26 protein-coding genes and 1 riboswitch are annotated in these 24,658 nt (G+C 41.3%); of the genes, 5 read left to right on the forward strand and 21 right to left on the reverse strand.

The genetic code is table 11. From position 1 onward, the window contains the following. Together purS and purC are read right to left on the reverse strand one after the other, a co-directional pair. Positions 1–255, reverse strand: a complete 255-nt coding sequence (purS, locus tag AC1Z3S_RS06590) for a phosphoribosylformylglycinamidine synthase subunit PurS (protein WP_265457147.1) — start codon at positions 253–255, stop codon at positions 1–3. 29 nt (positions 256–284) lie between these two features. Then, positions 285–998, reverse strand: a complete 714-nt coding sequence (purC, locus tag AC1Z3S_RS06595; protein WP_461739693.1) for a phosphoribosylaminoimidazolesuccinocarboxamide synthase — start codon at positions 996–998, stop codon at positions 285–287. Positions 999–1,233: 235 nt separating this feature from the next. Here purC and AC1Z3S_RS06600 point away from each other — a divergent pair, with 235 nt between their 5' ends. Together AC1Z3S_RS06600 and AC1Z3S_RS06605 are read left to right on the forward strand one after the other, a co-directional pair. Continuing rightward, positions 1,234–1,602, forward strand: a complete 369-nt coding sequence (locus tag AC1Z3S_RS06600; RefSeq protein ID WP_461739694.1) for a hypothetical protein — start codon at positions 1,234–1,236, stop codon at positions 1,600–1,602. A gap of 116 nt (positions 1,603–1,718) precedes the next feature. Continuing rightward, entirely contained in the window at positions 1,719–1,952 is a 234-nt protein-coding gene (locus AC1Z3S_RS06605) for a lipopolysaccharide assembly protein LapA domain-containing protein (RefSeq protein ID WP_461737594.1), read from the forward strand. A gap of 37 nt (positions 1,953–1,989) precedes the next feature. On the opposite strand, the gene purB is transcribed toward AC1Z3S_RS06605, so the two are convergent. The 9 genes from purB to AC1Z3S_RS06650 all read right to left on the reverse strand — a co-directional run bounded on the left by purB (position 1,990) and on the right by AC1Z3S_RS06650 (position 9,932). Then, positions 1,990–3,288, reverse strand: coding sequence for an adenylosuccinate lyase (gene purB, locus AC1Z3S_RS06610; RefSeq protein WP_461739695.1), 1,299 nt, complete (start codon positions 3,286–3,288; stop codon positions 1,990–1,992). Positions 3,289–3,318: 30 nt separating this feature from the next. Next, complete coding sequence (purK, locus tag AC1Z3S_RS06615) at positions 3,319–4,446, reverse strand: 5-(carboxyamino)imidazole ribonucleotide synthase (RefSeq protein ID WP_461737592.1); 1,128 nt, start codon at positions 4,444–4,446, stop codon at positions 3,319–3,321. After that, positions 4,430–4,918, reverse strand: a complete 489-nt coding sequence (gene purE, locus AC1Z3S_RS06620; RefSeq protein ID WP_265457134.1) for a 5-(carboxyamino)imidazole ribonucleotide mutase — start codon at positions 4,916–4,918, stop codon at positions 4,430–4,432. The genes purK and purE overlap by 17 nt, the downstream gene beginning before the upstream one ends. Positions 4,919–5,104: 186 nt before the next feature. Beyond that, positions 5,105–6,406 carry a nucleobase:cation symporter-2 family protein gene (locus AC1Z3S_RS06625; protein ID WP_265457769.1) on the reverse strand — a complete coding sequence of 434 codons (1,302 nt, stop codon included), beginning with the start codon at positions 6,404–6,406 and terminating at the stop codon, positions 5,105–5,107. A gap of 3 nt (positions 6,407–6,409) precedes the next feature. Next, positions 6,410–6,991, reverse strand: coding sequence for a xanthine phosphoribosyltransferase (locus tag AC1Z3S_RS06630; protein ID WP_461739696.1), 582 nt, complete (start codon positions 6,989–6,991; stop codon positions 6,410–6,412). 104 nt (positions 6,992–7,095) lie between these two features. Continuing rightward, positions 7,096–7,193: riboswitch (purine riboswitch) on the reverse strand. Between the two features lie 64 nt (positions 7,194–7,257). Next, positions 7,258–7,941 carry a beta/alpha barrel domain-containing protein gene (locus AC1Z3S_RS06635; protein WP_461737590.1) on the reverse strand — a complete coding sequence of 228 codons (684 nt, stop codon included), beginning with the start codon at positions 7,939–7,941 and terminating at the stop codon, positions 7,258–7,260. 20 nt (positions 7,942–7,961) lie between these two features. Then, on the reverse strand, positions 7,962–8,585 hold the full coding sequence (locus AC1Z3S_RS06640; protein WP_461739697.1) for a glycoside hydrolase family 73 protein: 624 nt from the start codon (positions 8,583–8,585) through the stop codon (positions 7,962–7,964). 13 nt (positions 8,586–8,598) lie between these two features. Beyond that, positions 8,599–9,402 carry a M15 family metallopeptidase gene (locus tag AC1Z3S_RS06645; protein ID WP_461739698.1) on the reverse strand — a complete coding sequence of 268 codons (804 nt, stop codon included), beginning with the start codon at positions 9,400–9,402 and terminating at the stop codon, positions 8,599–8,601. Then, a complete protein-coding gene (locus AC1Z3S_RS06650; protein WP_265457127.1) occupies positions 9,399–9,932 on the reverse strand; it encodes a hypothetical protein in 534 nt (177 codons plus the stop codon). Before AC1Z3S_RS06650 ends, AC1Z3S_RS06645 begins: the two co-directional genes overlap by 4 nt. A gap of 212 nt (positions 9,933–10,144) precedes the next feature. On the opposite strand from AC1Z3S_RS06650, the gene AC1Z3S_RS06655 reads away from it, so the two are divergent. Beyond that, complete coding sequence (locus AC1Z3S_RS06655) at positions 10,145–11,101, forward strand: Gfo/Idh/MocA family protein (RefSeq protein ID WP_461739699.1); 957 nt, start codon at positions 10,145–10,147, stop codon at positions 11,099–11,101. Between the two features lie 96 nt (positions 11,102–11,197). Here the strand turns inward: AC1Z3S_RS06655 and AC1Z3S_RS06660 are convergent, their stop codons facing one another. Next, a complete protein-coding gene (locus AC1Z3S_RS06660) occupies positions 11,198–12,154 on the reverse strand; it encodes an aromatic acid exporter family protein (RefSeq protein ID WP_461739700.1) in 957 nt (318 codons plus the stop codon). A gap of 119 nt (positions 12,155–12,273) precedes the next feature. Here AC1Z3S_RS06660 and AC1Z3S_RS06665 point away from each other — a divergent pair, with 119 nt between their 5' ends. Continuing rightward, the gene (locus AC1Z3S_RS06665) at positions 12,274–12,873 is read left to right on the forward strand and encodes an FUSC family protein (protein ID WP_461737585.1); all 600 of its coding nucleotides are present in this window, start codon (positions 12,274–12,276) and stop codon (positions 12,871–12,873) included. A 68-nt stretch (positions 12,874–12,941) separates the two neighbouring features. Here the strand turns inward: AC1Z3S_RS06665 and AC1Z3S_RS06670 are convergent, their stop codons facing one another. The 8 genes from AC1Z3S_RS06670 to AC1Z3S_RS06705 all read right to left on the reverse strand — a co-directional run bounded on the left by AC1Z3S_RS06670 (position 12,942) and on the right by AC1Z3S_RS06705 (position 22,961). Further along, complete coding sequence (locus AC1Z3S_RS06670; protein ID WP_461739701.1) at positions 12,942–14,075, reverse strand: sodium ion-translocating decarboxylase subunit beta; 1,134 nt, start codon at positions 14,073–14,075, stop codon at positions 12,942–12,944. A 3-nt stretch (positions 14,076–14,078) separates the two neighbouring features. Then, complete coding sequence (locus AC1Z3S_RS06675; protein ID WP_461739702.1) at positions 14,079–14,195, reverse strand: OadG family protein; 117 nt, start codon at positions 14,193–14,195, stop codon at positions 14,079–14,081. A 297-nt stretch (positions 14,196–14,492) separates the two neighbouring features. Further along, positions 14,493–15,971, reverse strand: coding sequence for a flotillin family protein (locus AC1Z3S_RS06680; RefSeq protein WP_265457117.1), 1,479 nt, complete (start codon positions 15,969–15,971; stop codon positions 14,493–14,495). Positions 15,972–15,996: 25 nt separating this feature from the next. Beyond that, positions 15,997–16,521 carry an NfeD family membrane protein gene (locus tag AC1Z3S_RS06685; RefSeq protein WP_461739703.1) on the reverse strand — a complete coding sequence of 175 codons (525 nt, stop codon included), beginning with the start codon at positions 16,519–16,521 and terminating at the stop codon, positions 15,997–15,999. 102 nt (positions 16,522–16,623) lie between these two features. Then, entirely contained in the window at positions 16,624–20,037 is a 3,414-nt protein-coding gene (locus AC1Z3S_RS06690) for an FtsX-like permease family protein (protein ID WP_461739704.1), read from the reverse strand. 10 nt (positions 20,038–20,047) lie between these two features. Beyond that, a complete protein-coding gene (locus AC1Z3S_RS06695; protein ID WP_265457111.1) occupies positions 20,048–20,749 on the reverse strand; it encodes an ABC transporter ATP-binding protein in 702 nt (233 codons plus the stop codon). A 143-nt stretch (positions 20,750–20,892) separates the two neighbouring features. Then, entirely contained in the window at positions 20,893–22,047 is a 1,155-nt protein-coding gene (nagA, locus tag AC1Z3S_RS06700; protein ID WP_461739705.1) for an N-acetylglucosamine-6-phosphate deacetylase, read from the reverse strand. Between the two features lie 86 nt (positions 22,048–22,133). Beyond that, entirely contained in the window at positions 22,134–22,961 is an 828-nt protein-coding gene (locus AC1Z3S_RS06705) for a helix-turn-helix domain-containing protein (protein ID WP_461739706.1), read from the reverse strand. Positions 22,962–23,081: 120 nt separating this feature from the next. Between AC1Z3S_RS06705 and AC1Z3S_RS06710 the strand changes: the two genes are divergently transcribed. After that, entirely contained in the window at positions 23,082–23,276 is a 195-nt protein-coding gene (locus AC1Z3S_RS06710; RefSeq protein WP_265457107.1) for a hypothetical protein, read from the forward strand. A gap of 140 nt (positions 23,277–23,416) precedes the next feature. Here AC1Z3S_RS06710 and AC1Z3S_RS06715 read toward each other — a convergent pair whose 3' ends face one another. Next, complete coding sequence (locus tag AC1Z3S_RS06715) at positions 23,417–24,640, reverse strand: pyridoxal phosphate-dependent aminotransferase (protein WP_461737578.1); 1,224 nt, start codon at positions 24,638–24,640, stop codon at positions 23,417–23,419. Positions 24,641–24,658 lie beyond the last annotated feature (18 nt).

Raw genomic sequence — 24,658 nt, forward strand, 5'->3', positions numbered from 1 at the left:
TTAAACTTCCTCCAATTCAGCAATTTCGTAACGGTAGCTTTCCATATTGACGTTGGCCAATAATTTATCACAAACTTCTTCAATCATCGCTTCAACTGGACGGTCGCTTTTCGCAACTTTCATTTCAAAGTATTTCCCAATCCGAATCTCTTCAATTTCTTCGTAGCCCATCCGATGGACTGCACCTTTCACGGCTTCTCCTTGAGGGTCTAAAACTGAATCCTTGTATGTAACATAAACTTTAACGAAATACATGAGTTTGCTCCTTTTATTGTGTAGTTGATTTATTGTGAAATTTTTTCTAAACGATCTAAGACTTCTTGATAGATGGGAACTAAATCCCCTAAGTCGCGGCGGTAAATATCTTTATCCAAATGTTCACCAGAATCTATATCCCACAAACGACAAGTATCGGGAGAAATTTCATCTGCTAATAAAATTCCGTCTGCTGTGCGGCCGACTTCAATTTTAAAATCGATTAATTGAATGCCGATGTTTTTAAATAAATTAAGCAACGCTTTATTGACAGCAAAAGCAATCGTTTTGATTTGATCGATTTCTTCTTGCGTGGCGATGTCTAGCACTAAGACATGGTCATCATTAATCATTGGATCATCTAAGGCATCTTCTTTGAAATAAAATTCGAGGATTGGAAAGTTTAAAGGTGTTCCTTCAGGGATTGCTAGGCGTTTTGAAAAACTGCCGGCAGCTACATTGCGGACGACAACTTCAAGGGGAATAATGTCGACCTTTTTTATTAATTGTTCGGTTTCTGAGAGGATTTCTTGGAAATGATTGGGAATATTGTTTTTGTTTAGCTCATCAAAAATACGGCTGGTAATCTGATTGTTCAGTTGGCCCTTTCCTTGAATCGCATCTTTCTTGGCACCGTTTAAAGCTGTTGCTTGATTCAGGTATTCAACCCATAAGATATCAGGATTGTCCGTACGATAAAGTTTTTTGGCTTTGCCTTCATATAGCAGTTCCAATTTTTCCACGGGTGGTTTGCTCCTTTTTCATCAATTATTTCTAAAAACACGAAATATTTTCTGCCTATATTGTAACAACGGAAAAAATCTTGGTCAACGATTTTCTTGACGTTTTAATAATTCTATTAGAAAAACGTTCGTGTTTTCAGCAAAGATAAAAGCAGGCTTATTATGGTAACGTTTACTATGCTTTCTGGATATGATATAGTACCAATAGAATTGCATTTGCGGATGGAGGATTTGGATGAATAATTCGTGGCAAACGGCTCAGGATTTTTTACAAAGCTTAGCGGATGAGGAAAAAAATCGCTTATACAATGATCTTTTGGCGATTTCCCGCGTCCATGAAAAAAACCAAGATGTCAAACACTACTCTTTACGGAAAATCCGTCGCGCTAGTCGCCGGCTTTTTAACGACAAGAAAAAACATTTTGAGTATAAAAATGACAATCATTGCTTAGTGATTGAACAAATTCAAGAACAGCATTGGTTGAAGACCTGTTACAATCTGACGGTCTCTTTTGATGATCAGGATTTGAACATGACCTTTGTGGAGTCTTTAGAAAAAGAACTCCGGAAAAACATGCTGGAAAACAATTTACAACCTGCATAATACTAATCAATTCGCCAAGCCTGTCAGCTCATGTTGCAGACTTGGCTTTTTTGTTAGTCAAAAAAATTGCACCTTAGTAAAGAGTCCGCTAAAATTTTCTTAAAGGTGGTGTAAAAATGGAACGTGTCAAAGAATTTCTAACCATTAAACGCATTATTGGGATTGTGGTGAGTCTTTTTGTAATTGTTTTTGCCTTTCAAAACTGGACGCCAGTGACCATTGATTTTATTTTCTTTTCTGTCCGCTGTCCCCTCTTAGTTCTGATTTTAATCCTGTTTATCTTAGGGATTGCAATTGGCTGGTTGATGAAGCGCAAGGATGTTAAAACAGCGGCTAAAGCCCGTAAATAAAAAATTGCGCCCTCAGCTAGCTGAAGGCGCAATTTTTTTATGCTCCTAAACCGACCCGATCAAAAATCACGTCGACATTTTTTAAATGATGATGATAATCAAAGGCGTCATCTAAATCTGCCTTGGTTAAAACATCCATAATTTTGGCATCTTCTTCTAATAACGGTCTAAAGTCAGTTTGGTTATCCCAAGCTAAGGCTGTCTTCGGCTGAACCAAATCATAAGCCTCTTCTCTAGTCATGCCGCTGTCAATTAATTTTAGCATCACCCGTTGGCTGTAAATCAGGCCAAAAGTAGCCTGCATATTGCGTTGCATATTTTCTGGGAAGACTGTCAAGTTTTTGACAATATTACCAAAACGATTCAACATATAATCCAATAAAATTGTAGTATCCGGAATGATAATCCGCTCCGCTGACGAATGGGAAATATCTCTTTCATGCCAAAGGGAAACATTTTCATAAGCAGTCACCATATGTCCGCGAATCACACGCGCTAAGCCTGCCATATTTTCTGACCCAATTGGGTTGCGTTTATGGGGCATTGCAGAAGAGCCCTTTTGTCCTTTGGCAAAAAATTCTTCGACTTCGCGGGTTTCTGATTTTTGCAGGCCGCGGATTTCTGTGGCAAATTTTTCAATACTTGTCGCAATTAAGGCCATAGCGGCAAAATATTCTGCGTGCAAGTCTCTTGGTAAGACTTGCGTTGAAATATCCTGCGGACGAATGCCTAACTGGGTACAAACATAGTCTTCGACGAAGGGTGGAATATTTGCAAAAGTTCCGACGGCACCAGAAATCTTGCCGGCTTCAACTCCTTTGGCTGCATGTTCAAACCGTTCAATATTACGTTTCATTTCAGAATACCACAGCGCTAATTTCAAGCCAAAAGTCGTTGGCTCTGCATGGACGCCATGAGTCCGGCCCATCATCACCGTGTATTTATGTTCTTTAGCTTTTTTTCCGATAATTTCTGTGAAGTTTTTCAAATCTTGTCGCAAAATGTCATTGGCTTGTTTCATCAAATAGCCATAAGCTGTATCAACCACATCGGTACTAGTTAAGCCATAGTGAACCCATTTACTTTCTTCCCCAAGACTTTCAGAAACTGCCCGGGTAAAGGCCACCACATCATGGCGAGTAGTTTCTTCAATCTCTAAAATGCGGTCAATATCAAAAGTCGCTTTTTCACGAATTTTTTTGACATCCTCAACGGGAATTTCACCTAGTTCAGCCCACGCCTCATCTGCTAAAATTTCCACCTCAAGCCACGCTTGATAACGATTTTGATCTGTCCAAATTGCTCCCATTTCTGGGCGAGTATAACGCTCTAACATCTTGTCTGCTCCTTTATCATAAATAAAATATTAATCCCAAATTTTTGTTTGGTAAACTTCTTCCAATGTTTCTTCGACATTGTCCGTTAAAATGGTGATATGCCCCATCTTGCGGCCTTTTTTAGCTTCGGCTTTCCCGTAATAATGAAATTGCCAAGCCGGTTTTTGCGAAATTAAATTGTAGGTTTCTAATAAAGCTTCCCCTAAGACATTGACCATAACGGCACTCTCTAGCAATTGGACTTCAGGCAAAGGCCAATTGCAGATGCCGCGAATATGCATATCAAATTGACTGACGTTGCAGGCTTCAATTGTATAATGACCGGAATTATGCGGCCGAGGTGCTAACTCATTGACATAGATGCCACCATTTTTTGTTAAAAACATTTCCACTGCTAGAACTCCCGATAAATCTAAGGCTTCGGCGATTACTTTGGCAATCCGTTGAGCTTCTTCAGTGATTTCATCATTGATGCGAGCTGGTGCAATAGTTTCATGTAAAATATTATTCCGATGAATATTTTCGACGACTGGAAAAACTTGATAGTCTTCACCGTTACCGGCAACCATCACTGAAATTTCTTTTTCAAAGGGAATCCATGCTTCTAAAACACAAGTTCCTTTACGGAGTAAATTCATGCCTGAAGCTAAGTCGCTAGAGCTATAGATGACATGTTGCCCTTTGCCGTCATACCCGCCCCTTGTCGTTTTTAAAACACAAGGGTAACCGATACTGTCAATTTCATCTAGAATATCTGACGGATTGATAATCGTCGCATGGGGGGCAATAATAATATCATTTTCCTCTAAAAAAGTTTTTTCTAAAATGCGGTCTTGGGTGATTGCTAATAAATCTGTTCCTTGAGGCAGGGGAACAAGTTCTTCGACGGCTACCAGGGCAGCCACATCGACATTTTCAAATTCATAAGTCACGACATCTGAGCGTTTGGCTAATTTTTCAAGGGCTGTAATGTCGCTGTATTCGGCTTTAATTTGCCAATCAGCAACTTGCGCTGCCGGACAATTTTCCACCGGATCTAATACTCCGACCCGAAAGCCCATTTCTTTGGCGCTAATCGCCATCATTCTGCCTAATTGGCCGCCACCGACAATTCCGATAACGGCGCCGGGCAATAATGCTTTATCCAAGTTGATCACTACTTTCCAGCACTGCTGCTGTCATTTTTTTGCGTTTGTCTGAAATTCTTTCGGCAATATCTAAATCATACATGGAAAGCATTTGGGCTGCAAGCAAGCCAGCGTTCGTGGCACCGGCTTTTCCGATGGCAGTGGTCGCTACCGGTACACCGCCGGGCATTTGAACAATTGACAATAAAGAATCCAAGCCGTTTAATGTTCGGGATTGCACCGGCACGCCGATGACTGGCAAGGTTGTTTTCGCCGCGACCATTCCCGGTAAATGAGCTGCTCCACCAGCGCCGGCGATAATCACTTTAATCCCCCGCTGACGAGCATTTTCTGCAAAGGAAAACATTAAATCCGGAGTTCGATGGGCTGAAACTACTTTTTTTTCATAGGGTATTGCTAATTCTTCGAGACTTTCACAGGCGTGCTTCATGGTTTCCCAATCTGAAGTACTACCCATAATAACTGCAACTTGTGGCGTCATGTTTTTCGCTCCCTTTACTTATTCATCCATATTCTAGCAACAATCTATTTAGCTTGTCAAAATAATATCGAATGTTTTATAAATAAAAATAAAAATTGTTCGTAAATTTTTCGATAGATTTTTGTGGAAAATTTTTTTAGAAAAAAATCACCCTCTGAACTGTCAGAAGGTGAAACAAATTTAAAATTAAACGTGACTGGTTTCACTGAAATCCGGCGCTTCATCTTGCACGCCATTAAATATCAAATTTAAAATGATGGCAGCAAAACTTGACATCACAATACCGTTACCAGCAAACATTTGGACTGTTTCCGGCAATTGGACAAAAATTTGCGGCATCACATTGAAGCCCAAGCCAAAGCCAAGAGACACAGCGATAATCAAGAGATTTTTATCGTTGGCAAAATTAATTTTTGATAGCATGCGCATGCCTTGGACAGCAACCATCCCAAACATCACCAGCATACCACCGCCTAAAACTGGATCAGGAATGATCTGGGCCAAGGCACCGATTTTCGGAAACAGGCCGAGAATAATTAAAAAGATAGCTGAAAAATAAATTGGCTTTTTGGTTTTAATACCCGACAGCTGAACTAAACCAACGTTTTGAGAAAATCCCGTATAAGGAAAAGTATTGAAGATACCACCGAGGATTACGGCCAATCCCTCTGCCCGATAACCTTTTTTCAGTTCAGTTTCACCGATTTTTTTGCCGGTGATATCCCCTAAGGCAAAATAAACCCCAGTGGATTCCACCATGCTGACAATCGAAATGATAATCATCAATAAAATAGACCAAATATCAAAGGTCGGCATCCCAAAATAAAAGGGCTGCGGCAAATGGAAAACCGGCGCTTCACCTATGGCGCTGAAATCCACCAAGCCCATGAGAATCGCAATTACCGTGCCGCCAACTAAACCAACTAAAACGGCAATCGAACGTAAAAAGCCTTTTGCAAAAATCTGCAACAAAATAATCAATAAAATTGTAATAAATGCTAAAGCTAAAAAGCTCGGGTCGCCGAAATTTGCTGCTGTTGCACTGCCGCCGCCCATTTTTTCAATGGCAACGGGAATTAAAGTCAACCCAATTGTTGTAATGACTGTCCCGGTCACAATCGGTGGAAATAGTTTTTTCACCTTAGAAAAGACACCAGCAATCAACACTACAAAAATACCCGCAACAATTATCGCCCCATACATCGCACCGATGCCCTTTTGGCTGCCGATAATAATCAATGGCGCGACTGCTTGAATGGCACAGCCTAAAACCACCGGCAGGCCAATCCCGAAAAACTTAGTGACTGTTAATTGCAATAAGGTCGCCACGCCACACATAAAAATATCAATTGAAATTAAATAAGTCATCTGCTCTTGATTAAAACCTAAGCCTTGACCGATTAATAAAGGAACTGCAACAGCTCCGGCATACATCGCCAATAAATGCTGCAACCCTAAAACAGCCGCTTTTCCATTTTGTCTTTCCATCAATTAAGCATCTCCTTCTAAGAATTCTACTGCGCCATCTTTAAAGCCGCTGATTCTCGCTAAACTGACTACGGGTAAGCCCATATCTTCAATCAGCTGGCGGCCTCCTTGGAAGGATTTTTCAATCACGATACCGATGCCGACAACCTCTGCTCCGGCTTGCTGGCACAATTCAATCAAGCCTTTAGCTGCTTGACCATTGGCTAAAAAGTCATCAATGATTAAGACCTTATCTGTTTCATTTAAAAACTTTTTCGAAATCGAAACTGTGCTGGTGACCTGCTTAGTGAAGGAATAGACTTCAGCAGTCAACAATTCTTCATTCATCGTTAGGCTTTTCGCTTTGCGGGCATAAATCATTGGCACCTGCAATTTTTGCGCGGTAAAAATAGCTGGGGTAATCCCAGAAGCCTCGATGGTTACCACTTTGGTAATCTGCTGACCTTTAAAGGCGTCAGCAAAAACGCCGCCAATCGCCGCCATCAAATCGGGATCGACTTGGTGGGTTAAAAAGCTATCCACCTTCAACACATCTTGATTTAAAACTAAGCCGTCTTTTTTGATTCTAGATACTAGCTCTTCCACTTTTTTCCTCCTTGGGAATTTTCCCGTTAAAAATATTACTAAATCAGCACAACTACAAAAAAGGTCCCGCTCTGCTACTTCTTAAAGTAAGCAAAAAAAGCGTGGACCTTCCTTTTTTTGCTTATAGTCCGGTGTTTACGGCACCGGGTAGAGACTGTCAACCAGATTTTGACGATATACAAGCAGTGATTTAGTTTTGAATAAAAGCTATTATGAAATTATATAACAAAAAAAGCAAGAAATTTTCTTGCCTTTTTAGCATTTTTTCATTTTAAATTTTCTTTCTCCTGTTTGCGGTACTTTTCCATCTTGTAGCTGAAGAGGTCGCCGCTTGATGGTGGCGTATAAGTAATCGCATTGGCACCAGCGCGAATGGTCTCCAAAATATTTTCATCACTAGGGCCGCCGGTTGCAATAATCGGCAGCTCAGGATATTTTTTTCGGAAGTGGGCGACCGTTTCTGCCGTCTCTTTACCGGCACTAATATTGATGATCGTGACGCCGGCCTTCAATTTTTCTTCAATTTCGGTATAAATTGACGTCACCGTCGCAATCACGGGGATATCGACCACTTTACAGACTTCGATAACGGTATCTAAAGGCGTCGGGCCATTTAAAACCACGCCCAATGACCCCTGCGCTTCAGCAAACATACTCATGTACATACTGCGGGCACCTTGTGTCGTCCCTCCGCCAACGCCAGAGAAAACGGGAATATCGGCGGCCTCAATAATACTTTTGGTAATCGCCGGATGAGGCGTAAAAGGATAGACAGCAATGACTGCATTGGCATCTGTGTTGCGGATAATAGCAATGTCTGTGGTAAAAATAATCGATTTAATTTTTTTACCGAAAAATGAAATGCCGCTAGCTTCGCGAATCACTTGCGGAACCCGCACTAAATCTTGTTTTAGCTCCGTCATAATTTCAGGAATTTTTTTCTTTTCCATGCTGCCACTTCCTTTCAATTTTAAGTTTGATCATATAGATTTAATTGATTTTCTTCGATGACTGCAATAATTTTTGCAGCATAATCGGGATCTGTTGCATACCCTGCCGTCTGTAAGGCCGCAGCGGCTTCTTGATAGGTTTGAGCCGCTAAAACTTCTGTATACAAACTTGGATTCCAAGAAACACCATTCACGAATAATTGTGTGTGATCATCAAGGGATTCATTCCAATCGTTGTAAACGCGAAAGTCCCCTTGAATAGTAATCCACTCTTCATTGACAAATTCCATTGTTTCTAAGGTGACCGAGGATTCGCCCTCTGAAGCTTTGATGCCAAAAAGATTATGATACTCACTGGCTAAAGAGCTTTGACCCCAATCGGATTCTAAAATCGCCTGCCCTAAGATAATGCTGGGTAAAATACCATATTGATTTTGCAGCTCTTGGGCATGGGGCACTAAAGTCGTAATAAACTCAGTATGACTCAGTTCAACCGGATCTTCACTAACCGTTTCTGGTGCACTAGTCGCTAACGAAAAAATCGAATACAAAAAAGCAGCCCCGACCACGGACAGTAAAAAAATAGTCATAATGATTTTTTCTAGCGTCAGATTTTGTCCCGACCTGCGGACTTTTCTTGCCATAAATTCTCCGTTCTTAACTAAATAAAGCTAAATATTCTTCCAAAGTTAAATTGTGATTGGTGATATATTCGGCTGAAGCCACTCCAACATAGCGCAGATGCCATGGCTCATAAGTGATGCCAGTAATATCCTCCCGACCTTCAGGATAGCGGATAATAAAACCGTATTGCGCACAGTTAGCGGCTAGCCATTGAGCAGCCGGTTGCTGACCAAACAGCGGGTCTAACATATCGCTAGCATAATTAGAATAATTATTATACCAATCACTGTCAACTACATCGATTGCCAGTCCCGTATGATGTTCACTATAGCCTGGTTGTGTCACCTGAACATTCGTTTCTTCAACCGCCTGCTCATAAGAAATATTTTCCTCACTCATTCGCCGATTTACCGAAGCGTCGTACACCTGTTGCTGATCGGCAACAGAACGAAAGGCGGACACAACAACTAACGGATAACCGGCAGCCTCGGCCGCACTCGCCAATTGATTATAGGCATCGACAATCCGACCGTCTACCTCTTCAGAACCAGAGATTGCAGTCAGCTGATCGGCAGCTACTTCTTCAGCTATTTGATTATTAGGACCAACTAAAACTAAATCCCAATCCGTCGGTGATACCGCCGGTAAATCACTAGCAGTTGGCGTCTCACTGGTGGAAGTGGTTGTCGACTCACTGGTGGCTGTTCGCTGCTGATTAGCAACAATCGTCGTGCCCTGGGTCCAGACAAAAATTTGCGCCCCTAGAAAAAGGGCGCCGATAAACGCTCCTAAAAAAATAAATCCAAAAACAAAACGTTTCTTACTCAGTTTCTTCAACTAACTGCCTCATCATCTTTCGTATAGGTTTCCACTAGATTTTCATTGACCCAATCCAGTAAGGGTACTTCGGCTTTTTCAATTTGTTGTTGAATCATCGAAGGTAAACGGAAACTTAAAATATCATCATAGCCCCATTCGCCGTATTTCACCGTAACCCGGATATTAATAAAAGGATTTACCTTCGGGCTTTCCTTAGCAGGCGCAATTAATTCCACCTCAGCTAAATCCCCCGCAAGCCATTTTTTAGCAATCGCCGTTTTGATATGGCGATACTCTTGAACAGCGGTATTGCGTTTTTCAGGAAATAAAATTGTTTGCCGCAGGACCTTTTGTAAAACGAGCCACTCATAATCAGTGAATAAATTTTTAATCTTCTGCAGGTTTTCAGCCGATAAATTCACCTGACCTTCCTTCCAGTCCAACCAATTTTTTTCTGTGATTGCTAATTGTTCAGTATAAAATTGAACCTCTGACTCAAACTCCTCTAAAATTGTACTTAAGACAATTCTGACATAAACTTGATGCATAGCTTTTCCCTCCAAACGAAATGAAATTCTTTTTCCCTAGTGGGTCTCATTATCATTATAGCGATTTTTAACGAAAAAACATAATATTGCCAAAAAATCCTGTAGGCTTATTGTTTTTTTAACTCTTAAAAATTGCTATACTGGAGTTTGAAAGATAAACAAAATATTTTATCTGAATCTATCAAAAAAGAGAGAATCTGAGGTGGCGTATCGTGAAAACTTATCAATGGGGCATTGTTGGCTTAGGAGGCATTGCCCGAGATTTTGCAACAGACTTTCAACAGGAAAATAGTCAGCTTGTCGCAGTTGCATCCCGCTCTTTAGAAAAAGCGCAGGCCTTTGCAGCTGAATTTGGGATTGAACAGGCCTATGGCAGCTATCAAGATATGTTGAGCAATCCAGATATTGACATTATTTATGTGGCGGTGCCCAACAAACAACACAGCGACCATATCTTACAAGGTTTAGCAGCCGGCAAACACATTTTATGTGAAAAGGCGATTACCATGAACAGTCGTGAATTGACCGAAGCTATGGCTTTAGCGGAGGAAAAACAATTAGTTTTGGCTGAGGCGATGACAATTTTCAATATGCCGCTATTTGAACGCTTAAAAAGCATTATCGATGCTGGTCGCCTTGGCAAAGTCAAAATGATTCAAGCGCCCTTTGGCAGTTATAAAGAACCAGACCCGACCAATCGCTTTTTTAATCCTGATTTAGCCGGTGGTGCTCTTTTAGATATCGGCACCTACGCTGTTTCTTTTGCCCGTTATTTCCTTTCAGCACAACCAAAAGTTATTGCATCTTCAATGGTTCCTTTTAGCAGTGGTGTCGATGAGCAATCGGTAACGATTTTACGCAATCAGCTGGATGAGATGGCCAGCATTACCTTGACTTTCCAAGCAAAGATGCCCAAAATCGGCATTATCGCTGGGGAGAATGGCTATATTACGGTGGCGGATTATCCCCGTGCAGATCAAGCGGAAATTTTCTTTAATGATGGCGGCAAAGAATTTATTGAAGCCGGCAGTTCCCAGATGGCTATGAATTATGAAATCAGCAACATGGTCGACTTTATTGAAGGCAACAAGCCGAATCGCTCGCTCTTTCTCACACGAGACGTGATTGACATCTTAGACCAGATGCAAACGGCCTGGTCGCAAAACTAAAAAAAAGTTAAAAAAACAGCCGCACGACCTCAGCTTCTGGAAAAATTTCCAAAGCGGAGCTTGTACGACTGTTTTTTTTAATGTTTCAATAAGACTTTAACCTTCAAGCTTGCCGGCAAATTCTGCTTTGACTTCAATAAAACTCTTAAAGGACTGCAGAAATTGAAAAAGTTCTGCTCTTTTTTCAAATTCATCCCGGGTTTGCGGTAGTGCCATCATTCGATAATCATCTAAAACTTCAGCAATCATCGCTAAAATCGTTTGCCCGTCATTATTTTGCGCAAAGGTTTTGGCAGTATAGTTTAATAAAAACTGCATGTTCTCGCCATGCTGTGGCGCCACTTGGATTTTTTTCAGACAGTCAATCATCTCTGCTAAAATCTTCCCCTGCGCCCGCCGCATCGAAAAATAATCGCTGTAATAAAAATTTGGGGTGAACCATTGATTTTCTTGGAAATTTTGGGCCTGCTCTTCGGCTTTACGGATAAAGCGAGCCAACTCGTGATACTTTTCATCAATCCCCGTCAAACTTCCTTGCTGGGAAATCCCCTTAGCCATCTCCCGTAAAATTTCCCGAAAGCCCGCTTCGATTTCCTCTTGATTCATCTTTAATTTTTTTTCGACATTTGGCATGTATAAATTCATCAATAGAGCCAAACCAACTCCGATAATCATCAGGGCAAACTCATTGGCAATCCAAGGCCAGCTGAGACTCTCTTCTATCAGATAATGGGTGACCAGCACCGAACAGACTACAATCCCGTCAGCTAAGCCAAAACGGACAGTCAAAGGAATGTATAGCAATAAATAAATGCCAAATGCCCAAGTCGTATAGCCAAACAATGTGAAACAAACGCCTGCCACAATCGTCGCCAATGTCAATGCCATTAAACGGCTTATGCCGGTAAATAATGAACTGCGTTTTGTATTAGTTAAGCTGAGGACTGCAATAATTCCTGCCGCAGTTGTGTATTGCAAGCCTAAGCCGGCAGCTAAAAAAATCGCCAGCGTCGCTGAAACGGCGGTCTTAATCGTTCGTAAACCAATTCTCACAGCGTCACCTCCTGCAAAAATTATACTAAAAGCTTTCTTTAAAAACTAGCAATTCTCAAGACTTTTCGATAGTATAAAGAGACAGGTAGCTTTTTACCGCAAATTTGAAGGGTGATTTTATGCATATTGGCAAATTTCGTTTAGGCCTAAGAACGATTAAAAGTGCTGTGGCTGTCATGATTTGTATTTTGGTTTTTCATTTCGTCGATGGCGGTCAGCCATTGATTGCGGCTTTAGCAGCGGTATTTTCGCTGCGGCAAGATTTATCGACGAGTCTCTCCTTTGGCAAGTCCCGTATCCTCGGCAACAGTCTGGGGGGCCTGCTAGCCATTTTCTATTTTGTCATTAAATCTTATTTTGATTATGATTTTTTAGTGGAACTATTTTTACTGCCGGTCCTAGTCGCCCTGTGTATCGTCATTTCTGATGGGATTAATAATAATTCAGGCATTATCGCTTCCATCGCCACGCTGCTGTTAATTTCTTTGAGCATTCCCCAAGGCGAATCGGCGTTTTACGCGCTTTCCAGAGTAATCGAAACCTTTATCGGCACCTTTATTGCAATTGCGATTAACTTTTTTGGTCAGCCAAAAGTTGTCGAACAAAAGGCCGAATTAGAAGAAGATTTAGCCCAGTTGAAACTAAAAGAAGCTGCTTTAAGTCAGCAGCTAGAGGAAGTTAGAGGCAAGATTAATCAACAAGACCACGAAGAAAAATAAACTAAAACGGCTAATGGATTTCTTTTCCTAAGAAATCCATTAGCCGTTAGTTTATCTTCAGAAATTAATTATCCCCCAAAGAAAGCCAGCAGGACACCAGCAGCAATCGCAGAGCCAATGACACCGGCCACATTTGGTCCAACTGCATGCATTAATAAATAATTACTTGGGTCGGCCTTCAAGCCCTCTTGATGAACGACTCTAGCGGCCATTGGGACAGCCGACACACCGGCAGCGCCAATCATCGGATTAATCTTACCCTTGGTGATTTTACATAGTAGTTTACCGAATAAAACGCCGGCAGCTGTGCCAATCGCAAAGGCAAACAGGCCGAGGAAAATGACCTTCAACGTCGTTGCGGATAAAAATAAACTGGCTTCGGCCTTCGCTCCGACTGTCAAACCTAAGATAATCGTCACAATATACATCAAGGTATTTTGAAGCACCTCGGCAATTCGCGGAACCACACCGGATTCTTTTACTAAATTCCCTAGCATCAACGAACCAATCAGCGTTGCGGCTGTCGGTACAACTAATGCAACAAAGATTGTTGTGAAAATAGGAAAGACAATTTTCTCAGTGCGACTGACCTTCCGCTGTTGTGACATTTTTATTTTTCGTTCTTTTTCTGTGGTCAACGCTCGAATAATCGGCGGCTGGATGATTGGTACCAGCGCCATGTAAGAATAAGCGGCTAGGGCAATTACTGAAAGTAGATGTGGCGCCAATTTAGTCGTTAGAAAAATGGCAGTCGGTCCGTCAGCGCCGCCAATAATCCCCACTGAGGCCGCCTCCATACCGGTCATTCCCAGCATCAAAGCACCAAAGAAGGCCGCAAAAATCCCAAATTGAGCCGCCCCGCCTAACAGTAAAACAACCGGATTGGCAATCAACGGTCCAAAGTCAATCGTCGCACCCAAACAAAGAAAAATCAGTGGCGGATAAATCCCCAGCTCAGTCCCTTTGTATAAATAATATAAAAGTCCACCGGGATTGTCCCCTAATGGCCCGGACATTAAGCCGGCCAGCGGCAAATTTACCAAAAGAATACCAAAGGCAATTGGTAAAAGTAGATAGGGTTCATATTCTTTTTTGATGGCCAAATACAAAAAGACACAGGCCAAACAAATCATAAATAAGTGCTTCCAAGTTAAATTGGCAAATCCAGATGTTTGAATTAATTCATTAAAAACCGCCCCCATATGCTAATCCTCCCCAATCAATTTATGCATTAAATAAATGCCACCCCATAGTGCTGCTAAAATGCCAAAAACTACCAACATTGAAACCAGTGTAATCTCTAAGCCATGCAATAAATTCATTTTCATCCCTCCTACATCTAATTAAATAAACATTTTGATTTTTACCAATCAAATTATGTAATAAATGACTAAACTGCTTAACTTGTGAAAACCTTTACTTAAAGTATAACAATAAGTTCAAAAAAATAGTAGTTGTGATAGGAGTCTTTTTTACAGGGATTCATGGCAAGTAACTTGGATTTGCTTTTGATTCCGCTTAGGTTTCAAAAGCAAATCCGCGGCTCACTCCCACTACTTTTCAGCAATGTAGTTACTTCGCTTTTCTGTATTGACTTCTATCACAACCACCAGCTGATTTTATTCAGCGCCATCGGTTGAGTCAGTTGGCTCATTTAAATTAAAATTGGTGCCGCCCCGTTTGGAGAAGTTTTCGATTAATTCACGAACATCCAAACCAGTTGTTTCTTTCAGAGTTTCCTGCGTGCCAGCTAATAAATTAGTCGCATAATTGGTAATTTTATTAGCGCCACTGTTAGGTCCTTCAGAACCGCCTGTGTCGACAACCGTGATCTTATCGATGTTCCCCAATGGCTGAGCTGCTTCTTTCATTAATTCAGGCAAGATTTCTAAAATCATGCTCAAGACAGCTGCTTCGCCATATTGCTTGAAGGCATCGGCAATTTTTTGTTTGGCTTCGGCTTCAGCTTTCCCTCTTAACAAGGTCGCTTCTGATTCAGCTTGCCCAGCTAAGCGGGTTTTGTTCGCTTCGGCTTCGGCTAGCGCTTCAATTCTAAAACGCTCGGCTTCGGCTTCGGCAACATCTTGAGCTTTTTTCGCTTGGGCTTCTTGTTCCATCGCATAACGATCCGCATCGGCCTTTTTCTTAACCTCAGAATCGTATTGTTTTTCTCGCCGGGTAATTTCTTTTTCTTCCAGCTCGATTTGTTTTTGCCGCTCGATGACTTTGACTTCCATCTCTTGTTCGATAACTTCTTGTTGAGCCCGAGCACTTTCCAAGTTATAGGCTTGGTCGGCTTTGGCTTTGGCAACATCTTGGGCTTCTTTGTAGGTCGCTAATTTTAATTCTTTTTCTTTAGCGGCTTCGGCAATTTCAGTCTGCCGTTGCAATTCAGCCTGTTGCGATTCTTTTTCAGCTTCCGCTTTTTTAATTCTAGTTTCTTTTAGAGCTTCGGCTTCAGCGATATCGGCATCCCGTTTGACTTGGGCAATCCGTGGTTTACCTAGAGAATCTAAGTAGCCATTTTTATCCCGAACTTCTTTAATCGTAAAGGATACGATAATCAGACCCATCTTAGCTAAATCCACAGAAGCCACTTCCTGTACGCTTTGGCTAAATTTGTCGCGGTTTTGGTAAATTTCTTCCACCGTCATTGAGCCTAAAATCGAACGCAGGTGACCTTCCAAAACTTCGCGAGCTTCATTTTCCAATTCTTCTCGGGTTTTGCCTAGAAATTGTTCCGCTGCCGTTGCAATTTCTTCAACTGAAGAACCGATTTTAATGATTGACGTACCGTCACACATGACCGGAACCCCTTGCTCGGTGTAAACCTCAGGCGTAGAAACATCCAGTTTGCTGGAAAGCAAGCTGATTCGATTTGACCGTTGGAATACCGGCAAAACAAATGCACCGCCGCCTCTGACGATCTTGATTTTATTGCCCCGTTCATCAGCGTGGACATTTTTTGTTCCTAAATAACTCCCGCTGATAATCAGCGCTTCATCTGGTTTTGCTGTTTGGTATTTGGAAACAAATACGACTAACAAAATCAACAAAATAAAAACAACGATGGCAATTGGTATAATAATTCCTGCCATTTTTTCTCCCCCCATCTTTTTTATTCTATATAGGCAAACTTCCTTGATAAGGAACTACATAGCATACTCTTTCTTTGACCTCAATAATCAGCACCTGCGACCCTTGAAGCGCCTCTGTCTCCTGTGGCTCAAAAAAGGCCGCTGGTCGACTCAAAGAACCGGTCACACTTTTAAATTGAATTTCTCCCATTCCTTTAATGGGAATTGGCGTAACGACTGTGGCAACATTGCCCTCCATGTCTTTTTCAGAAATCGAAATAGTCGATTCAGCCCGCCGCATTGGTAAAATAAAATAAAAATTCAGCAGGAAGACCAAAATGGAGGCTAAGATACCTGCGCCAATTAAAATAACGAAGCTGTTTAGGGCCGTTAATTTTTCCCCCAGGTAACCAAACAAACCTAAAAAGGCAAACCAAGGAATCACTAAAATCGGGTCAATCGGGCCATCAAATTCAAATATGTCCCCAAAAATCAGCATCACCATCGCCAACACAGCACAGATAATCAATAGATAAAAATAAATGCTTTCAAAAGAAATTCCAGCAATCATCCTGCCACCTCCTTAGTTCTCTTATAAATAATAATACCAATAAAAAACTGAAAAGCCTAGAAAAATCGTGAATTACACGTGATTTTCCGAGGCTTTTCAAAACTATTCATTTGATTTTAAGGCTTCAATCATGTCAACTTTTTTCAGCTTCTGATGCATAAACAAGCCAACAATTAAAGTGAACAATAAAGTAATTAAACTAGCGTAAAGATAACTGAGCAGATGAATGTCAGGACTAAACATAATCATATCGACCTCCACCGTTTTTAACACATAGGCGTGTTCAATATTTCCTAAGAATAATCCAAAGAAAATCCCGATAAAGGTTAAAATAATATTCTCCCGATAGACATACATAGTGACTTCTTTATCGTAAAAGCCCAAGACTTTAATCGTCGATAGTTCACGAATTCGTTCTGAGACATTGATATTTGTTAAGTTGTACAAGACAATAAAGGCCAACAAGCCAGCAGAGATTATCAAGACCCACACAACGATATTCAAACTATTTATCGTGTCTCCCAGCGCGTCCCGTGATTGAGAAATAAAACTGATATTCACTACTTGAGAATCCGCCATAATTTGATTGGCAGCTTGATTTTCTTCCTCAGTGCTTAAATCTTTAGAAAATAAAAGTAAATCACTATTATAATCCGGTGTCTGATTGAAAACTTCTTGATAATAAGCCGGGGTTAGATAAGCAAAATGACCTGTATAATTTTCCGCAATATGGGCGATTTTCACTTGGTACTCCCCGCCATCGCTATCGGTCAGTGGAAAGCTGTCTCCCACTTGTAAATCATACATCTCGGCTAGTTTTTCATTGATGATGGCGCCGCTGTCATCCAAGGTATATTCTTCGCCAGTCTTTCGGTCATTGAATAAGACAAAATCTGACATTCTTTCGGGATTTTCTGGAACATAGACTGTTACATCGCGGGTGGTTTCACCACTTTTTTCCAGCTGCAGCGTTTGATTACTGAAAAACATATCGCCGGAAAAATCAGCGACATCAGCTAAAATCGCTTCATAATCTGTGGTTTGCTCCTCGTCAGGCTCTTCATTGAAGGTCACAACAGCACTGTAATGCCAAATTTTATCAAATTGGATGGTCACGATATCTGAAATTGAATCCCGCAAACCAAAACCGGTGATAATCATCGACATACAGCCCGCAATTCCCAAAATTGTCATCAGCATCCGCTGCTTATAGCGGAATAGATTACGCATTGTCACTTTTTGAATAAAACTCAGGCGCTTCCAAATCGGTGTCAAACGCTCTAAGAAAATCCGTTTGCCGGCCTTTGGTGCTTTGGGCCGCATTAAACTGGCAGGGGTTGCCAATAAATCTATGCGCAAAACTAATAAGGCGGTACCGACTGTACATAAAATCGCCACGATAATCGCAATCACTGCGTAATTCAAATGCCACGGTGAAACAAAGTTGCCGATATTATACAGCTGACCATAGGCGGTAAAAATAATCACTGGAAATAGATAAAAGCCTAACGCAAGGCCAGCAAAGGCACCAGTAATTCCCGCTAAACTTGCGTAGATAATAAATTTCATCGAGATGGCTGAATTGCCATAGCCTAATGCCTTAAAGGTTCCGATTTCTGAACGTTTTTCCTCCACCATGCGAGTCATCGTCGTTAAGCTGACCAAGGCGGCAATCAGAAAGAAAATAATTGGAAAAACGGTAGCTAAAGAAGAAATTCGATTGGCATTGTCCTCAAACTCACTATATCCAGGATTATCATTTCTAGTTGAATACGTATAATCACTGGCTGTCAGCTGATCTAATTCACTCTGCTGTTCTGCAATTTTATTTTTGGCATCGGCTAATTCAGGTTCTTTTTCCGCTAACTGGCTTTGGTATTCAGCCAAACCTTCATCATAGGCAGCCTGTGCTTGATCCAACTCCTGTTGAGAAGCATCAATTTGCCCTTGGCCTTCTGCTGTCGCTGTTGCCAATTGATCTTTAGCAGCCTGAAGTTGCTGACGGCCGCTGTCAATTTGACTTTGGCCATTCGCCAGTTGTGTCTCGGCTGATTGAATCTGCGCTAAACCATCATTGTACTGCTGCACCTGACTGTTAATTTCTGCAATGCCAGCGTCAATCTGATTGAGCCCATTTTGAATTTCTTGGGCTTGAGCAGTCAATTGATTTTGGTATTCGCTAAGAGCGCCGATACTGATTTGCAAATTTTCACGACTGGGATCAGCAACAAAGTTTTGCAAAACGCCGGCTACTTCAGCTGGCAGCTGCCCTAGACTAGCCGCAACACCTTGAGCTAATTGCGGGGCCAAGATGGCATATTCTTCGTCACTCGTTTGTGAAGCGAGGGAAAGCTGATTGAACAAGCTTTCCAAACTCTGCTGTGCTGTGGTAATTTGGTCGAGACCTGCTTGCGCCTGACTTCTTTGCTGCTCTAAATCCGTTAATGAATTTTTCGCAGCTTCAACTTGGCCGGCATTTGCGGTCAACTCATTTTTGCGACTGGCTAAAGTTTGCCGATTATTATCCAGCTCGGTTTGCGAAGCATTCAATTGGGCTTCACTTTGATCAATTTCGGCTTGCGCTGAAGCTGTTTGAGTGGCTAATTCCTGCCGGGCAGCCTCTAACTGGCTCTGACCATCAGCTAACTGAGCTGCCGAATCTTCCAGGGTGGTCTGCGCATCCGCTAAAGCTTGTTCCCCGTCAGCGACTTCTTGACTAGCCTCATCAATTTGTTCTTGGGCCTCTGTTTTTAATTCGGATAGCCGTTCAGCTGGCCGCTCAGCTAATTCCTGCTCCAACTGTGTTTGATTAGTCGCTAAAGCATCCTCGTAAGCTGTTGAATAGGCCGGCAAGTCAGCTAAATTTTGATAGGTGACATAAATTGTTGAATAGACGTCTGCCGTTAGATTTTCTTCAAATACCACCGCAAAATAATCCACCGAACCAGTACCGACATTTGTATAACCACGAGAAACATTTTCAACATAGGTCGGTGAGTTCACAAAGCCGACAACTGTATAAGCGTAATTCGCTAGTAGCCCGTCCACGTCATCATCTTCAGAAACTTCGTAACTGTCGCCAATTTGGTAATTGCCACTTAAAGCTTCTCGATTGTCTAAAGCAATTTCATCAGCTTTTTCAGGTAATCGACCGCTTGCAACATTGTATTGATTAATTTTTTGCTCTGGTGTATAGCCATAAAAGCGCACCACTGCCGTTTGCGAGGTTAAATTTATATCTGCAAATTTAAACGCCTCAGCGCTTGCAACATTCTCGTCAGCCTGTACAATCTTTAAATCATCCTCTGTCAATCCTAGACTAGAGATGATTTGATTGTCAGCCAAATTTTGTTGTTGATAATAATTGGTTGCAGTTTGGAGCATATCAGGACCGGTTGCCCCAATCCCTACAAAAAAAGCAACCCCCAAAAAAATAATTCCAAAGATCGAAAGAAAACGGGTTTTGGTCTGCCAAATTTCCCGCAGACTGGTCTTAAGCATCATTGACTTTTTCATTTACTGCCTCCTACCACTCAATTTCAGTAATCGGCAGTGGATTTTCATTAAGTTTAATACTTCTGACTTTCGCATCGTTAATGCGAATCACCCGGTCGGCCATCGGCGCAATTTGCGAATTATGGGTAATAATTAAAACCGTTGTGCCGGTTTCCTTTGCAGTATCCTGCAGAATTTTTAAAATTTGCTTTCCGGTTTCATAATCCAAGGCTCCAGTAGGTTCATCACATAATAATAATTTCGGGCGCTTGGCAATCGCCCGAGCAATCGTCACCCGTTGCTGCTCACCACCGGACAATTGAGCAGGAAAATTATTCATCCGTTCTCCAAGGCCGACAGATTTTAAAACAGATTCAGCATCCAAAGCGTCTTTGACAATCTGAGCGGCCAGTTCAACATTTTCTTTGGCAGTTAAATTAGGGACCAAATTATAAAATTGAAAGACAAAGCCGACATCATCACGGCGATAGGTAGTCAACTGTTTTTCATTAAAATTGGCAATATCGGTGCCATCGATAATAATCTGGCCCTCATCGCAGCTATCCATGCCTCCTAAAATATTTAAGACGGTGGACTTACCTGCACCACTTGGTCCTAAAATAACGCAGACCTCGCCCTTTTCAACATCAAAGGTAATGCCATCATTGGCAACAATCGTTGTGTCCCCCATCTGATAGCGTTTATATTCGTTAATAACCTCAAGATAACTCACATTCATCACTCCTCCCATAGATTTTAACATAACTAAGGTTTAAGAACTTCTAAAAAGCTGTTCATCAACCGAGATTTTTCCACAAAAAAAATCAGACCAACGAGCAGCCTGATTTTCCCATTTATTTATGAACTGGACATGACTTATTCAGCGTGGAAACGTTCAACACCGTCTAGATAAGTTGCAACTAATTCCATGTCTTTATCTAACACGATAAAATCAGCTGCTCGGCCGTTGGCAATTGAGCCACATTGGTCAGCAATTTTACAACTAACAGCTGGCACATAGGTGGCCATCATAATTGCTTCTTCCGGTGTTGCGATATTCCAATCCACCACATTTTTAATTGCTTCTTTTAATTTTAAAATACTGCCGGCCAAACTGCCAGAGTCTTTTAAGCGAGCCGTTCCCTCAGCAACGACGACAGGAAATTCCCCTAACATGTAATCGCCATCCGGCATACCACCTGCCATCATGCAATCGGTAATTAACGCCACATGATCATGACCGACTTTTTCCATTAGGATATCAGCCGCATTGGGATGCACATGATGCCCATCACAAATTAATTCAGAAAAGACATGCTGTAAAGACATCAAGGCGCCAACCATTCCTGGTTCCCGATGGTTTAATGCCCGCATACCATTATAAGCATGAACAAAAACACTAGCACCAGCCTCAACAGCCTCAGTCGCTTCAGCTAAAGTAGCATTGCTATGACCTAAAGAAACTACTACACCTTGATCTGTCACTGCTTTGACAAATTCTTTGACCCCTTCACGTTCAGGCGCCAAGGCAATTTTTTTAATTAATCCGCCGGAAGCTTCTTGCCATTCGTTAAATGTCTCTAAATCAGGGTCGCTGAAATAACTTGGATTTTGAGCGCCCTTATGTTCTGGGGTAAAAAATGGGCCTTCAAAATAAATTCCTTGCACCTTGGCACCGGGAACTTCTTGATGCACCTCGCCAATGGTTTTAGCAACCGCCAATAGTCGTTCCTTAGTTGAAGTTAAAGTTGTTGGTAAGAAGGAAGTCACGCCACAAGAAAGCAGGCCTTCTGACATTACCTTCAAGCCTTCAGCATCATTGTCCATCACATCATGGTTTAAAAAGCCATGAATGTGGGTATCGACTAAGCCGGGGGCAATCCATTGTCCTGTGTAATCAATGACTTCAACTTCACCTGTTGGTACTGCTTGATAAAAATCACCAAAAAAGCCATCGGTAATTTCTAAATAACCCGGTCCTTTAACATCACTTGGATAAAAAAATTTGTCTGCATAGATAAACCGTTTCACGCTTCATCATCCCTTCAATTCCATTGATATGTACCCCTATAAATTACTCCTAAAAGTAAAAATAGTCAACAAAAGGTCTACACCATTTACGTCGCGGTGACAATTTTTTTTAGCTGCAAGGACAACTTATGGTATTTATCAGCCTTACCAGTATTTCCTTGGAAAGAATAATAATCCCGCTTCAATTCAAATAACTGATCGACAAAATAATAACTATTTTTTTTATGGGCCAAATCTAAGCCCTTATCAATCATTTCCATCGAGGTCTCATAATAGCCTTGTTTTTGCAAAAAACTCGCGTAATTAAAGAAGATTTTAATGGATTCCGCCGCTGCTCGCTCGCTGGGGATATCAGCGAACAATTCGACACTTCTACTCATATAATATTCGGCTTTATCGCTCTTGCCCATTTCAGCATAAACTTTCCCTGTGCAGCTAATCAGCTGCACATCTTCGTCTTTTGCACTCAAGTGACTTACATTTCCAATGTAATTTAAGCCAGTTTTCAAATATTTGAGGGATTTTTCTAAATTGCGATGTAAATAATATTCGCAACTTCCCATATAATAGTAAAAAAGTAAGAATTCTTTTTCACTAAATAAAGAATCGATGATGTTTGATGAGGAAATTTTAATAGATAATTCTTGAAAGCGATTGTGACGATACAAGTCAGCAAATTGTTCAAAAAGAATCACATTGTCGGTTTTCTCAAAGACATTGTGATTGACAACTTGATCGATAGAAACCCCTAAGCGGTCACACAATTGCTGAACTACGAGGACATTCGGCAGTTCAATATCCCCTTCAATCCGACTGAGGACACTTTGGGAACAAATATTTTCACAAAGCATTTTTTGGGTCATATTGCGTTCTTTTCTAATTTTTTTCAGGACTTGCCCTAAAGATTTTTCCACAAAATTTCCCCCTTTTAAAAATTATGCGAATTCGCATTTTGTTATCATAATACTTTATATCATAATAATGTCAAGGTAAATGAATAGTCATATTATTTTTTTAAGGTTGAGGTGGTTAAGATGTCTGAAACATACGGTCAAAAAGTAACATTTAACTTGGAGAAAGCAAAACATTGCGGCTACATTGAAAAGGAGTATGAAAATTCTTATTTAGTCCATGTAAACGATCCATCCGCAGATATGGTAGAGAAGTATACCAATCGCATGATTGTTTCAAAAAAGAATTGCGAGCTAATTGCGGATAAAGCCGTGTAGCTTTTAACATTTTCAAAATCCAAAAAGGCCATAACACTTGTCGAGCTGAAGGAGTCCCTCTGGTTGTCTGTGATGCATCATAACAGACAACCTCAAGGGAAATTCTGACAGCCGACTCGCTGTTATGGTCTTTTCTTTACTTAACGATGTTTTTGTTTGTAGCTACTTAAAAATTCCGCCATCTTATCCATCGTCAATTTTAAATCCTCCATGCGAGGTAGATATACAATTCTAAAATGATCTGGTGTCTGCCAATTAAAGCCACCCCCGTGGACCATCAAAATATGGTGTTTATGCAAAAAGTCCAAAATAAATTGTTCGTCATCGACAATGTTAAAGCGGGCTGTATCAATTTTAGGAAAAATATAAAAGGCTGCCTTGGGTTTGACTGCAGAAAGACCGGGAATGCTTTGAATCGCATTATACACGTATTCCCGCTGCTCATAAATCCGGCCACCCGGCAACAATAGCTCATCGGCACTCTGATAGCCCCCGAGAGCCGTTTGAATAATTTGTTGAGATAAGACATTCGAACAGAGCCGCATTGACGACAGCATGTTTAGCCCCTCAATATAGCCCTGCACATTTTTTTTGTTGCCACTCAAGACCATCCAGCCCACTCTAAAGCCGGCTACCCGATGAGACTTAGATAAACCGCTAAAGGTCACCACAAATAAATCAGGCGCCAGAGTTGCAATCGGAATGTGTTTAAAGCCGTCCATAATCATCCGGTCATAAATTTCATCAGAATAAATGATTAATTCGTTTTCCCGGGCAATTTCAACAATGCCCTCTAAAATTTCTTTTGGATAAACAGCTCCGGTTGGATTATTAGGATTGATAATCACGATGGCTTTCGTATTGCTGGAAACTTTTTTGCGAATATCGGCTAAATCAGGAAACCACTCTGCCTCTTCATCACAAATATAATGAACCGGTGTGCCTCCTGCTAAAGAAACAGACGCCGTCCACAAAGGATAATCCGGCATCGGCACCAATACTTCATCGCCAGTGTCTAATAAGCCCTGCATCGACATTGTAATTAATTCGCTGACACCATTACCAGTGTAAATATCATTAATCGTAACATTGGGAAATTTTAGTAATTGATAATATTGTTCAATCGCTTTTCGCGCAGAAAAGATCCCTTTTGAATCAGAATAACCTTCTGACTCTCTAACATTCAAAATAAGGTCCCGCACAATTTCATTTGGCGCATCAAAGCCAAAGGGTGCTGGATTCCCAGTATTTAATTTTAAAACGCTGATGCCTTCTTCCTTCATTCGATCGGCTTCGTCTAAAACCGGTCCCCGCACATCATAGCTGACATGCTCTAGTTTTTGTGATTTATCAAAATTACGCATAAGGCATCCCTCTCTGAA

This window comes from Enterococcus sp. LJL90 (assembly GCF_056924355.1).